Source organism: Modestobacter sp. Leaf380 (assembly GCF_001424485.1).
Taxonomy (GTDB): domain Bacteria; phylum Actinomycetota; class Actinomycetes; order Mycobacteriales; family Geodermatophilaceae; genus Klenkia.
In genome coordinates this window covers 596,204-609,127 of the sequence record NZ_LMQC01000012.1, presented here as the reverse complement: position 1 = coordinate 609,127, position 12,924 = coordinate 596,204, and the positions used below count along the sequence as shown (strand labels likewise).

Annotated in this window: 12 protein-coding genes; 7 read left to right on the top strand and 5 right to left on the bottom strand. The window is 75.5% G+C overall.

Features of this window, described 5'->3' with window-relative positions; all coding sequences use genetic code 11:
* Position 1: 1 nt before the first annotated feature.
* From ASG41_RS11025 to ASG41_RS11015, 3 genes are read left to right on the top strand one after another with little or no spacing between them, the layout of a single operon-like run.
* Positions 2-760 carry a CoA pyrophosphatase gene (locus ASG41_RS11025; protein WP_056293908.1) on the top strand — a complete coding sequence of 253 codons (759 nt, stop codon included), beginning with the start codon at positions 2-4 and terminating at the stop codon, positions 758-760.
* Positions 757-1,254: a plastocyanin/azurin family copper-binding protein gene (locus ASG41_RS11020; protein WP_056293905.1), complete on the top strand. Its 498-nt coding sequence runs from the start codon at positions 757-759 to the stop codon at positions 1,252-1,254. Before ASG41_RS11025 ends, ASG41_RS11020 begins: the two co-directional genes overlap by 4 nt.
* Before the next feature lies 1 nt (position 1,255).
* Positions 1,256-2,437 carry a MarP family serine protease gene (locus tag ASG41_RS11015; RefSeq protein WP_056293901.1) on the top strand — a complete coding sequence of 394 codons (1,182 nt, stop codon included), beginning with the start codon at positions 1,256-1,258 and terminating at the stop codon, positions 2,435-2,437.
* A gap of 15 nt (positions 2,438-2,452) precedes the next feature.
* Here ASG41_RS11015 and ASG41_RS11010 read toward each other — a convergent pair whose 3' ends face one another.
* The 3 genes from ASG41_RS11010 to acs all read right to left on the bottom strand — a co-directional run bounded on the left by ASG41_RS11010 (position 2,453) and on the right by acs (position 6,018).
* On the bottom strand, positions 2,453-3,382 hold the full coding sequence (locus ASG41_RS11010; RefSeq protein ID WP_235564724.1) for an alpha/beta fold hydrolase: 930 nt from the start codon (positions 3,380-3,382) through the stop codon (positions 2,453-2,455).
* A 13-nt stretch (positions 3,383-3,395) separates the two neighbouring features.
* Positions 3,396-3,836, bottom strand: coding sequence for a phage holin family protein (locus ASG41_RS11005; protein ID WP_235564722.1), 441 nt, complete (start codon positions 3,834-3,836; stop codon positions 3,396-3,398).
* A gap of 211 nt (positions 3,837-4,047) precedes the next feature.
* Positions 4,048-6,018 (bottom strand): acetate--CoA ligase, encoded by a 1,971-nt coding sequence (gene acs / locus ASG41_RS11000; protein WP_056293894.1) that lies wholly within the window; start codon positions 6,016-6,018, stop codon positions 4,048-4,050.
* Positions 6,019-6,161: 143 nt separating this feature from the next.
* Here acs and ASG41_RS10995 point away from each other — a divergent pair, with 143 nt between their 5' ends.
* The gene (locus tag ASG41_RS10995) at positions 6,162-6,875 is read left to right on the top strand and encodes a (2Fe-2S)-binding protein (RefSeq protein ID WP_056293891.1); all 714 of its coding nucleotides are present in this window, start codon (positions 6,162-6,164) and stop codon (positions 6,873-6,875) included.
* On the opposite strand, the gene ASG41_RS23565 is transcribed toward ASG41_RS10995, so the two are convergent.
* Entirely contained in the window at positions 6,862-7,428 is a 567-nt protein-coding gene (locus ASG41_RS23565; RefSeq protein WP_056293888.1) for a hypothetical protein, read from the bottom strand. The two genes, ASG41_RS10995 and ASG41_RS23565, sit on opposite strands and share 14 nt — an antisense overlap.
* Positions 7,429-7,633: 205 nt before the next feature.
* Between ASG41_RS23565 and ASG41_RS10985 the strand changes: the two genes are divergently transcribed.
* The 3 genes from ASG41_RS10985 (at position 7,634) to ASG41_RS10975 (ending at position 11,659) form a co-directional block, all read left to right on the top strand.
* Entirely contained in the window at positions 7,634-8,506 is an 873-nt protein-coding gene (locus tag ASG41_RS10985) for a hypothetical protein (protein WP_056293885.1), read from the top strand.
* Positions 8,490-9,110 (top strand): class F sortase, encoded by a 621-nt coding sequence (locus ASG41_RS10980; RefSeq protein ID WP_056293882.1) that lies wholly within the window; start codon positions 8,490-8,492, stop codon positions 9,108-9,110. The genes ASG41_RS10985 and ASG41_RS10980 overlap by 17 nt, the downstream gene beginning before the upstream one ends.
* 200 nt (positions 9,111-9,310) lie before the next feature.
* On the top strand, positions 9,311-11,659 hold the full coding sequence (locus ASG41_RS10975) for a hypothetical protein (RefSeq protein WP_157519270.1): 2,349 nt from the start codon (positions 9,311-9,313) through the stop codon (positions 11,657-11,659).
* Here ASG41_RS10975 and cobA read toward each other — a convergent pair.
* Positions 11,653-12,924, bottom strand: coding sequence for a uroporphyrinogen-III C-methyltransferase (gene cobA, locus ASG41_RS10970; protein ID WP_056293875.1), 1,272 nt, complete (start codon positions 12,922-12,924; stop codon positions 11,653-11,655). The two genes, ASG41_RS10975 and cobA, sit on opposite strands and share 7 nt — an antisense overlap.

The following is a 12,924-nucleotide window of genomic DNA, read 5'->3' as shown; positions in this document are numbered from 1 at the left end:
CGTGACCCTCCCGCCCCCCGATCTCACCGGCGTCCCCGAGCACGTCCGCCGGCTGGTCGCCTCCGCGGACGAGCTGCCGCTGCGGCACCGGCGGGCCGACGCCACCGACACCGCCCGCCGCTCCGCGGTGCTGGTGCTCTTCGGCGAGGGACCGGACGGGCAGGACGTGCTGCTCATCGAGAAGTCCGACCGGCTGCGCACGCACGCCGGTCAGCCGGCCTTCCCCGGCGGCGGCGTGGACCCCGGCGACGACTACCCGGTCGGGACGGCGCTGCGGGAGACCCACGAGGAGGCCGGCGTGGACCCCTCGGCGGTGCGGGTGCTGGCCACCCTGCCCGAGCTCTTCCTGGGGCCCAGCGACAACCTCGTGGTCCCGGTCGTGGGCTGGTGGGACGACCCGCGGGCGGTCACCACGGGCGACCCCTTCGAGGTCGCGCAGGTGGCCCGGGTGCCGCTGGCGGACCTGACCGACCCGGCGAACCGGTTCCGGGTGCGGCACCCCTCGGGCTACGTGGGCCCGGCGTTCGCGGTCGCCGGGATGGTGGTGTGGGGCTTCACCGCCGGCGTCCTGGACGCCGTCCTCACCGCGTGCGGGCTGTCCCGGCCGTGGGACGAGCGCGACGTCCGGCCGCTGGCCCAGGAGCAGGAGCGGGTCCGCGGGACCGTGCGCGTGGACGAGCAGCCCGAGGACCGCGCCGCGCCGACGGTCGCCGAGGGTCCGGCGTCCTCAGCCGGGCCGCGTACGGTCCGACGGCGATGAACGCTTCCCCGCGCCGCACCCGTGTCCTGCTCACCGCGCTGCTGCTCGCCCTGGGTCTGCTGGCCGGCTGCACCAACGAGACGCCGGCCACCCCGGACGCGACCCGTACCCCCGACGCCGGGGTCGGCGAGGTCACCGTCGCCGACGACGGGGTCCAGGAGATCACCCTGGAGACCGGTGACGACTACGTCTTCACCCCGGACACGTTCACCGTGGCGCCGGGCCAGGTGCGGCTGACCGTCACCAACGTGGCCACCCAGCTGACCCACAACTTCGCCTTCACCGCCGGCGCGGGCCCGGCAGAGATCACCGAGGAGATCCCGCTGCTGGCACCCGGCCAGAGCGAGACCATCGAGTTCACCGTCACCGCGACCGGCGACTACCCCTTCGAGTGCACGTTCCACACCGCACTGGGCCAGGTCGGGACCATGGTCGTCAGCGGTCCCGCGGCCGACCCGAGCGCGGGTGCGGCCACGACGAGCCCCACCGGCTGACGTGTCCCTCGTCGACCTGGCGCTGATCGCCCTGGCGCTGCTGTTCGCCCTCTCGGGCTTTCGGCAGGGCCTGATCGTGTCCGTGGCCTCCTTCGTGGGGTTCTTCGGCGGTGCGGTCGCCGGGGCGCAGCTGTCCGGGCCGGTCGCCGACCAGCTCGCCGGGTCCAGCCTGGCCCGGGTCTTCGTGGCCCTCGTCGTCGTCCTGGCCGGGGCCCTGCTGGGGCAGCTGGTGGCCGGGTACGTGGGCCGGGCGGTGCGCAAGCGGGTGACCTGGGAGCCGGCCGAGGTGGTGGACTCCGTCGCCGGGGCCGTGGTGTCGGCCGTCGCGGTGCTGCTGGTGGCCTGGATGGTCGCCACCCCGCTGGCCAGTTCGGCGTTCCCGACGGTGGCCAGCCAGGTCCGGCAGTCGACCCTGGTCCAGGCCGTCGACCGCGGGGTGCCCGACGGCGTCCGCTCGCTGTACGACTCGCTGCGCGAGGCGATCGACCGGCGCGGGCTCCCCGACGTGCTGGACCCGCTGACCCCCACCCAGGTCCGCGACGTGCCGGCGCCGGACCAGGGCCTGCTCGACAGCCCGGTGGTGACCCAGGTGCGCGGCTCGGTGGTGCAGATCCGGGGCGTGGCCGCGGCGTGCTCCCGGCAGATCGACGGCTCGGGCTTCGTCTACGCCGACGAGCGGGTGATGACCAACGCGCACGTGCTGGCCGGGGTGGACCGCCCCGTCGTCACCGCGGAGGGCGAGAGCTACGAGGCGACCGCGGTCTACGTCGACGAGGAGACCGACGTCGCCGTCCTGGCGGTGCCCGGGCTGCCGCAGGTGCCGCTGACGTTCACCCCGCAGCCGGTGGACTCCGGGGCCGACGCGATCGTGATGGGCTACCCGGGCGGCGGTGGCCTCTACGTCGGCCCGGCCCGGGTGCGGGACCGCGGGGACATCAGCGGCCCGGACTTCCGCGCCGAGCAGACCGTCGTGCGCGACGTCTACGCCCTCTACGGCCAGGTCCGCGCCGGCAACTCCGGCGGCCCGCTGCTGGCCACCGACGGCACGGTGCTCGGCGTCGTCTTCGCCAGCGCGATCGACGACCCGGACACCGGGTACGCGCTCACCGGCGAGCAGGTCGCCCGGGCGGCCACCGAGGGTGCGACCTCCACCGACGAGGTCGGCACCGGCCCCTGCGAGTAGCCCGCCGCGCCCGGCTCACCGGGCCCAGGCGGCGATGGCCTCGCTGACGAGGTCGGGGACCTCCTCGTGCGGGAAGTGGCCGACACCGGGCAGCTCGCGCCACTCGTAGGGCCCCGCGACGTAACGGCCCGAGCCGTGGGCGGTGGAGGGCAGCACGCAGGCGTCCAGCGCGCCGTGCAGCTGCAGGGTCGGCGCGGTGACGGGGGCCGCCATCCGGCGGGCGTACCGCAGGCCGTCCGGGCGCAGCTGGGAACGGAAGGCCCACCGGTGGAACTCCATGGCGCCGTAGGCGGCCTGCGGGATGCGCGCGGCGCAGCGGTACCGGGCGACGGCCTCGGCGAAGTCGGTGGTGTGCACCCAGCCGGGCCCGGCCCAGCGGCGCAGCAGCTCGGCGACCGGGTCGTCGTCGTCCCGGGTGAGGCGGCGCTCGGGCAGCCGGGGCAGCTGGTAGCGCAGTGCGTAGGCCGAGGCCCGGCGCTGGGCGCCCGACGTCATCGCCGAGCGCAGCTCGCGGGGGTGCGCGGAGGAGACGACGACCAGCCCACGGACGGTGCGCGGGTGCAGGGCGGCCATGGTCCAGCCCAGCAGGCCACCCCAGTCGTGCCCCACGACGACGGCGTCGGGCTCACCCAGCGCCCGGACGACGGCCGCGACGTCGGCGGACAGCGTGGGCAGGTCGTAGCCGCGCGGGGGCTTGTCGCTGCCGCCGTAGCCGCGCAGGTCGACCGCCACGGCGCGGAAGCCGGCCTCGGCGAGGGCGACGAGTTGGTGCCGCCAGGCCCACCAGAACTGCGGGTAGCCGTGCAGGAGCAGGACCAGCGGGCCCTCGCCGGCCTCGGCGGCGTGCAGGCGCACGCCGTTGGCGGAGATGTCGCGGTGCTGCCAGGGGCCCGGCAGCAGCACGCTGGTGGCGTCGGGGGGACCGTCTGCCGGGACCAGCGTCACGGGTGTCCCGGGCTCAGCCGAGGCGGGTGTGCGGGTCCTGCCGGACCACCTGGCCGTCGCGGACGACGGGCAGGTCGCGCTGGCGCTGGCCGGGGGCCTCGCGGCGCATCACGTCGGGCAGGTCCTTCAGCGTCTCCATCGTGCGCTCGGGCTTGCGGAACTTCTTGGTCATCGTGATGCCCAGGAAGATCGCGAGACCGGCGAAGAGCACCAGGCCGCCGAAGACGATGAAGTAGGAGATCCAGCGGGCCAGGCCCAGCCAGGTGATCAGCTCGGCGATCCCGATGAACAAGAAGATCGACGCGAACGCGAGCATGACGCCGCCGGCGGCGATGAGGCCACCGCCGATGCCGACCTTCTTCACCGAGGCACCGACCTCGGCCTTGGCCAGCTCCACCTCGCTGCGGATGAGCGTGGACACGTCGGCCATGGCGCTCTGCACCAGGGAGCCCACGGAGGGCTCCTGAGGGCCTGCCGGCTGTCCGGACAGGCGGGTGGTGGGCGCGCTGTGGGCCACGGGGGTCCTCCTCGAGTGCTGCGGGTGCTGCCGTGGGTTCGGCCCCGGTCTGGAACTGATCGTGCCTCATCGCGGCGCGTGTCGCGCACCGTGATCACCCGGGTGGAGTGTGAGGGGCGAGGAACCCTCGCCCCTCACACTCCGCTGCTCAGTCCTCGGAGGAGGCGCTGGGCATCTTCGCGCCGATCAGGTCCATCACCGAGGAGTCGGTGAGCGTCGAGACGTCACCCAGCTCCCGGTTCTCGGCGACGTCGCGCAGCAGGCGGCGCATGATCTTGCCCGAGCGGGTCTTGGGCAGCTCGGCGACGACCATGATCTGGCGCGGCGAGGCGATCGGGCCGATCTCCTTGCGCACGTGCTGGCGCAGGGTCTTCACCAGGTCCTCGCCGGAGTCGGTGGCGTCCCCGCGCAGGATCACGAACGCGACGATCCCCTGGCCGGTGGTCGGGTCGGTCGCGCCGACGACCGCGGCCTCGGCGACCGTCGGGTGGCTGACCAGCGCGGACTCGACCTCCGTGGTGGAGATGCGGTGACCGGACACGTTCATCACGTCGTCCACCCGGCCCAGCAGCCAGATGTCGCCGTCCTCGTCGAGCTTGGCGCCGTCCCCGGCGAAGTAGACGTCCTTGCCGTAGCGGGACCAGTAGGTCTCCACGTAGCGCTCGTCGGAGCCCCAGATGGTGCGCAGCATCGCCGGCCACGGCTCGGTGAGCACCAGGTAGCCGGTGGCGCCGGCCTCGATCGGCTTGCCCTCCTCGTCGACCACCGCGGCCGAGATGCCGGGGATGGCCCGCTGCGCGGAGCCGGGCTTGGTGGCCACGACGCCGGGCATCGGGGCGATCATGTGCGCGCCGGTCTCGGTCTGCCACCAGGTGTCGACGACGGTCGCCGTCCCCCCGCCGACGTTCTTGCGGTACCAGAGCCACGCCTCGGGGTTGATCGGCTCACCGACCGAGCCGAGCACCCGCAGGGTGGACAGGTCGAAGGGCTCGAGCTCCTCGGCGCCCCACTTCATGAACGTACGGACGACGGTCGGGGCGGCGTAGAGGATCGAGACGCCGTACTCCTGGACGATCTCCCACCAGCGGCCGCGGTGCGGGGTCTCCGGGGTGCCCTCGTACATGACCGAGGTCGCCCCGTTGGAGAGCGGGCCGTAGACGATGTAGGAGTGGCCGGTCACCCAGGCCACGTCGGCGGCGCACCAGAAGACGTCGGTGTCGGCCTCCAGGTCGAAGGTGGCCCAGTGCGTCCAGGAGACCTGGGTCAGGTAGCCGCCGGAGGTGTGCAGGATGCCCTTGGGCTTCGCCGTCGTCCCCGAGGTGTACATGATGTAGAGCGGGTGCTCGGCGTCGAAGGGCTGCGCCTCGTGCTCGGTGGACTGGCTGTCCACGAGGTCGTGCCACCACTGGTCGCGGCCCTCGGTCCAGTCGACGTCGGACTCGGTGCGGCGGACGACGAGGACGTGCTCGACGCCGGCCACCTTGGTGAGCGCCTCGTCGACGGCGGGCTTGAGCGCCGAGGCCGCGCCGCGGCGGAAGCCGCCGTCGGCGGTGACGACGACCTTGGCGCCGGCGTCCTCGACGCGGGAGGCCAGCGCGTCGGGGGAGAAGCCACCGAAGACGACCATGTGGACGGCGCCGATGCGGGCGCAGGCCAGCATCGTGATCACGGCCTCGGGGATCATCGGCAGGTAGACCGCGACCCGGTCCCCGGCCTGCACGCCCAGCGCGGTGAGCGCGTTGGCGGCCTTGCAGACCTCGTCCTTGAGCTGGGCGTATGTGATGGTGCGGGTGTCACCGGGTTCACCGACCCAGTGGTAGGCGACCTTGTCCCCGTTGCCGGCGGTGACGTGCCGGTCCACGCAGTTGGCGGCCACGTTGAGCTCCCCGCCGACGAACCACTTCGCGAACGGCGGGTCGGTCCAGTCGAGCACCTCGCCCCAGGGCTTCGACCACTCCAGCCGCTGGGCGGCGTCGGCCCAGAAGCCGAGCCGGTCCTCGGCGGCGCGGTCGTAGTCGGCCTGGGTCACGTTCGCGTGCCCGGCCAGGTCGGCCGGCGGGTCGAACACACCGCTGGCGGGGATCTCGCTGGACAGACCCTGGGTCTCGGTCTCGCTCACGGGCGCCTCCTGGTTGTCCGGCGTCGCGCGGGGGACCGGCGACGCTGCCTCGTGGTCGACCCTAGGGCGCCCGACCACTTCGCTGCGACCTGCGTCTCACGGACCGGGTGCCGGGCCCGCCGGCCGGCGGGGAGACTGGCCCGGTGACCCCGCCGGACGACGCACAGACCCGGGTGGCCGCCCGCTTCCCGGGGGCGGCGACCCTGGGCCTCCTGGTGCCGCCGGGGTCCCGGCCGCTGCCCGCGACGGCGCTGGCCGACGTCGCCTGGACCACCGAGCACCTGGAGCTGCAGGCGCTCACCGGCCGGACCGAGGACCGCAGGGTGCTGGCCACGCTGTGGTGGTACTCGGCGTCCCTCGTGCTGCTGGGTCCGGCGCTGGCCGGCCTGGTCGCCGGGCGGGCGTTGTCGGCCCGGTTGGAGGACACCACGCTGCACGTGGTCGGGGACCTGCCGTGGGCGGCGACGGCGACGGCGTCCACCGGGGACGTCGTCACCGAGCTGCGGGGCTCGCTGGCCGCGGTCGTGGCCACCGTCGCGGAGGCCGGTGGCGTCCGCGAGGCGCCGCTGCGGGCGATCGCCACCGACGCGCTGGCCAACAAGCTGCTGGCACTGGGCCGGGCCCGGGGGGACGCCCCCGCGGTGACGGCGCTGGCCGCACCGCTGGCCCGGGAGGCCGGGCTGCCCGCGCCGCGCTTCGTGGAGGCGGGCGGGCAGCTGTTCACCCGTCGGGCGTCGTGCTGCCAGATCTGGCGGGTGCCGCACGAGGTGCTGTGCACGTCGTGCCCGCGGCGCGACCCTGCCGAGCGTCAGGTCCTGCTGGAGGACACCGCCGAGCGGATGCTCAGCTGGGGCTGACCGGTCGGACCAGGTCCCGGTAGGCGGTCGCGTAGGCCTTGAGGTCCGCGGCGGCCCGGGTGGCGTCGTCGGCGACACCGCCCGAGGCGGCGGGCAGCGTGCTGCTGGCCCGGACGGCGGCGGTCACGTCGCCGACCGCGGCCAGGTGGGCCCGGGCGGCGGCGCACACCTCGGCGGCGTGGTCGGCGGTGCTGGTGGTCAGCCGGCGCAGTTCGCGGGACAGCGCGAACGCCTCGTCGGTCAGCCGGGGCAGCACGGTGGGGACGTCGCCCAGGTGCGCGCCCGCGCGGGTGGCGACGGCGACCTCCCGGCGCAGCTGCACCGAGGCCGCGGTGACCCGGGCGGCGAGCACGCCGGTGGTCCGGTCGGCCCGGGCCGGGGCGCGGACGACGGCCACCGCGGTGCCGGCGTAGCCGCCCAGCTCCCCGACCCGGCGGGCGGTGGGGCTGGCCCTGATCGCGCGCACCGTCTTCCGGGTGAGCACGACGCCCCCGGTGACGACGCCCGCGGCGACCAGCAGCATCAGCAGGACCAGGGCGAGCACGGGCTCCACGGGGCACCTCCACCAGCCGGCCCCAGACGCGGGCCGCTCCTCCCCGAGGCTACCGGTCGGACGGGCCCGGGACCGATCCGTCACGACGTCGACAAGTACCCGTGACCTCTCGACACGGCTGTCGTTGTCCGGTCACCCCGGTGCTCGGTGTGCCCCCGCACACACCGCCCGCACCCCGCTCGTCCGACCAACGGAGGTCGCCGCCGTGCCCCAGCCCCACCCGTCCCGTCGCACCGGCCGGCGGCTGTTCGCCGGTGGCCTGCTGTCCGCCGTCGTCGTGCTGGGCACGCCGGCCGTGGCCTCCGCCGAGCAGCTGACCGACGCGGTCGGTGGCCTCACCGACCAGCTCCCGGGCCCACTGGGCTCGGCACTCGACCAGGCCGACACCGGTGCCGACACCGACACCGGGGGCGACGTCACCGGCGCCTTCGACGGCACGACCGGTCTGCCCACCCTGCCGGGGGCAGGGAGCCTGCCCGAGCCGCTCTCGGCGGGTGCGGAGTGCGTGGGCGGGCTCGTCGAGGGCGTCACGGTGTCCATCGGCGACGTCGTGGGGGGCCTGGCCGGTCTGGGCGGCGTCCTCACCGACCTGCTCGGTGGCCAGACGCCGGTGTCCCTCTCCCAGACCTCGACCAGCACCGCGGCCGGGACGATCCCGCTCTCCCTGGACGACCTGATCGAGATCCTGGGGCCCGAGCGCGTGGAGGAGCTGCTGGCCGGCGGTCAGGAGGACGTGACCGCCCAGTTCGAGATGGTCATCGGCGGGGTGACCCACCTGGTCGAGGTCGTGTTCGAGTTCGTCGACTGCCTGGCCGGCCTGCTCCCCGCCGTCGCTCCCGCGGCGCCCTCGCCCAGCACCCCGGCACCCCAGCCGGCCGCCCCGGTGGCCCCGGCCCCCGTCGCAGCCGTGGCACCCGCGCCGGCGAGCGCGGCGCCGGTCGCCTACCTCGGGTACGCCCCGACCGGTGGCGAGCCCACCGGCAGCAGCGCCCCGCTCGTCCTGGCCGGTCTGGGTGCGCTGACCGCGGCAGCCGGTGCCACCGCGTACGGGCTGCGTCGTCGTGGCGAGCTCGGCTGAGGGCGGGGCCGCCTCGGGCCTGACCGTCCTGGCGGTCCTGGGCACCCTGCTGGTCGGCGGCCTCTGGTACGGCTACGGCACCGACCCCGAGCCCGGCCCGGTGGCGGCGGCCGACGTCGCTGCCACCCCGCTGGTCCCGGCCGCGCTGAGCGTGCCGGCGATCGGGGTCGAGGCGCCGGTCGAGCAGCGCGGCACGGTGCAGTACGAGAACCCGTTCACCGGCGACCCGGTGAGCGGGTACGGCGTCCCGGAGAGCATGCAGACGACGTCCTGGTGGTCCGACGGGCCGCAGCCCGGCTCGGGCCAGATGGCGGTCCTGCTCGGCCACGACGTGCCCGGCGAGGAGGCCGGGGTCTTCGACGACCTCGGCGAGCTGCGGCCCGGGGACGCCGTCGTCCTCACCGCCGCGGACGGCACCCAGCTCCAGCTGCAGGTCCTCCAGGCGCCGCTGACCGGCCTGGACAAGTCCACCTCGGACCTGTCCGACGCGCTCAACGGCCACCCCGACGGCGCCGACGTCGCCCTGGTGACGTGCGGCGGGGAGTACGACGAGTCCGCCGGTGCCAGCGAGGAGAACGTCGTGGTGTTCGCCGCGGTCGTCTGACGGCCCGCCGGCACGACCCGGGGAGCGAGCGAGACTCCCGGGGGCCGCTGTCACTGCCGATGTAGAACGAGCAGTCCCGGATCCGGGACGCGTCGTCGGTGGGCACGGGAGTGGGCATGCAGGAGCAGGACGGTCGGGGGCAGGACGAGACCGGGCAGGGCGGTCAGGGTGACGGTGCCCGAGGGCGTGCGTGGGAGCCGGTGCCCGGGACACCCGGTGCGGGCACGGAGGACTGGGCCGTCGCCGGCTCACAGGTGACCCCGGCCGGCCCGGTCATGACCGACCTGCTCCAAGCGGCCCGGGTGGTGGCACTCGCCGTGCTCCCCGTGCTCGTCGGGCTCGCCGCCCTGGCGACGGCGGTCGGGATCAGCGGCGGCTTCGGCGACGAGGGGTCGCTGGCCGACTGGCTCCGCGTGGCGGTCCTGCTGCTGGGCCTCGGTCTGGGGGCACGGGTGGTCGCCCAGGGCTCCTTCGACTCCTCCCTGGCGACCGCCGGGTTCGACGCCGGCGTCCGGGCGGCCCCGCTCGTGGTGACCGTCGTCGTGCTGGCGGTCCTCGTCGGGCTCTCCCGCCGCAGCGAGGCGCGGTCCCGGTCCACGGGACCGGGGCAGCTGCTGCTGCGGGCCGGCCTCGCGGGAGCCGTCGCCGGGGTCTCGGTGTTCCTCCTCGCCCTGGTGACCCGGACCAGCTCGGCCTTCGGCGCCGACCTCGGTCAGGAGTTCGACGCCGGTGGCGGTGTGACGGTGGGACTCGGTCTCGTCGGGGCGCTGCTGGTGCCGGCCGTGCTGGTCGCCGTGACGGTCGCCGCCGCCCGCTGGAGCGTCGTCCGACCGTGGAGCCCCCTCCCGGGTCCGCTCGGTGAGGTCCTGGTGGTCAGCCGGGTGCTGCGGACGGCGGTCACCGGGCTGCTGCTGGCGACCGGGGTGCTCGGGGTGGTCGGTCTGCTGCAGCAGGCCGTCGCCGGTGACCTGCCCGACGACGACACCCTCGTGGGCCTGGTCGGCGCGCTGCTGGTCTACCTGGTCAACGTGCTCGTCGTCGGGGCCCTGGCCCTGCTGGGTGTCCCGGTGTCCTTGTCGGCCGCCGGGGTCGGCGCCTTCGGCGGTGGCGACCTCGCCGGGTCCCGGGCGGACTCGGTCGGGCTGACCGACGAGCCCGTGCTGCTGCTGGCCCTGCTGGTCCCCGTCCTCGTGGTGCTGGCCACCGCGGTGCGGCGGACCGTGCGCGGTCGTCAGCTCCCGCTGACCCCGCGCAGCGTGGCCGTGGCCGCCGGGGTCGGGGTGGTCGGTGGTCTGGCGGTGGCCCTGCTGGTCCGCGTGTGGGCCTCCGGGGGCGGTCAGGGTGCGGCGGTGTTCGCCGGGCAGGCGGTCGGCGGGGGATCGGCCTCGGTCGGCCCGTCGCTGCTGTGGTCCCCGCTGCTGGGCGCGGCGTGGGCGGCTCTGGCCGTGGCCGCCGTCCGGACCGGGCCCTCGCTCGTGCTGTCCAGCCCGTCTTGGCTGGTCCGACTGGTGGCCGGCGGCCACCTGCACCCGCAGTGGGCGGCGGCGGTGCGGGGCGAGGGCCCCGCGCCGGCCGGCCGACGGTCGGGCGCGGTGCGGGGAGCCGTCGTCGGTGTCGGGGTCCTCGGGGTGCTCGCCGTGGTCGGGGTCGGGACGCTCGCCGTCGTCCGCGCGACCGTGCTGACCCCCGAAGCCGCGGTCGAGGACCACCTCGACGCGCTCGCCCGGGGCGACGTCGCCCAGGTGCTGGCGGGCAGCGGGGAGGGACCGGAGGACACCGACGTCCTGCTGTCCCCCGACGTCCTGGACAGCGGCGCGTACAGCCCACCGGAGGACCTGCAGCTGCTGGGGGTCACCGAGTACGGCTCCGCGGGATCGGCAGAGGTGTCCTACACGGTGGACGGCGAGCCCAGCACCGAGACGCTGTACCTGGTCCGGGAGGAGGGCCTGCTCGGCGGCTGGACGGTCGAGGCGTCGACGAGCTCGGTCTTCGTGGACGACTCGTCGGGTCTGGCCCTGCAGGTGGGCGGGGTCGACGTCGCAGCCGGGGAGCACCGGGCGCTCCCGGGCAGCTACGTCTTCTCCCCGGTGGAGGACGACGTCCTCACCGCGGACGACGTGACGGTGACGACCGCCGGCGGGTTCGGGTTCGCGGACGTGTCCGTCGAACCGCGGGTGCGGGACGAGGTCACCGACCGGGTCTCCCAGGCCGTCGACGCTGTGCTGGCCGACTGCGCGGCCCGGACGGAGGTGCCGTTGACCGGGTGCCCGTTCCTGGACCGGTACAGCTACGTGCCCGACGACCTGACGGACCTCACGGTCCGGGTGGACCAGGTCCCGGCCTGGGAGCTGGTCTGGGACCCCTACGGGCAGGAGCTCTCGATCGTGTCGGACTACGACGGCGAGGGGGTGCTGACCGGCCTCCAGCCGGCGTACAGCTTCTCCTCCGACCAGAGCCCCCGGCCCTACGAGGACACGTTCGGCTTCTCCCTGGACGCGGTCGTCACGGTCACCGGTGACGACGTCGAGCTGGAGTTTTCCGGCTACTGAGCGGCGCCGGGGACCGGCGTCGTCCGGTCCCCGGCGCCCAGCGCCACCACGTCCCCGACGACCCACACGGCGGGCGGGCGCACGGCCTCGGCGGCGATGGTGGCGCCCAGGCCGGCCAGCGTCGTGCGCAGCACCCGCTGGGTGGGGGAGGCGCCGTCGACGACGACGGCGACCGGGGTGTCCGCGGGCCGGCCGTGCTCGACCAGGCTGGCCGCGATGGCCGGCGCGGTGTCCACGCCCATCAGGACGACGAGGGTGCCGCGCAGCCGCCCCAGCGAGGGCCAGTCGACCAGCGAGGCGGGGTGGTCGGGCGGCACGTGCCCGGAGACGACGACGAACTCGTGGGTCATCCCGCGGTGGGTGACGGGCACGCCGGCGAGCCCGGGGACGCCGATCGCGCTGGTCACACCGGGCACGACCTCGACCGGGACGCCGGCGGTCCGGCAGGCCTCCAGCTCCTCCCAGCCGCGGCCGAAGACGAACGGGTCGCCGCCCTTGAGCCGGACGACGCGCTTGCCGGCCAGGGCGTGCTCGACCAGCAGCGCGTTGATCTGCTCCTGGGCCATGGAGCGGCCGCGGGGCAGCTTGGAGGCGTCGATGACCTCGACGTGCGCGGGCAGGGAGGACAGCAGCGACTGCGGGGCCAGGTGGTCGGCGAGGACGACGTCCGCCGTCGCCACGGCCTGCCGGCCACGCACGGTGACCAGGCCGGGGTCACCCGGGCCGCCGCCGACCAGCACCACGCTGCCGCGGCCGTCGGCCGGGCGTGACACGGTGTCGGCGATCGTGCCGTCGGTCAGCCCGGCCAGGACGGCGTCCCGGACGCCGACGGCGCGCTGCGGGTCGCCGCCGCCGTGCACGCCCACGACGAGGTCGCCCTGCCGGCCGACGGCGGGGGTCCACACGCTGGACTGCGAGCGGTCGTCGGCGCGGGCGCAGAACACCCGCATGTCCTCGGCCTCGGCGGCGACGGCCGCGTTGACGTCGGGGCTGTCGGTGGCGGCCACGGCGTACCAGGCGCCGGCCAGGTCCCCGGCCTGGTAGCCGCGGGGCAGCCAGGTCAGCGAGCCCGGGGCGACCAGCGCCTCCAGGGCGGGGGTGACCTCGGGGGCGACGACGGTGACCCGGGCGTGCGCCTCGAGCAGGCCGGCGACGCGACGGTGGGCGACCTGCCCGCCGCCGACGACGACGACGCGGCGGTCGGCCAGCCGGAGACCGACCGGGTAGACGACGCCGGAGCGGGGGTCGACGGGGGTGGCGGGCAC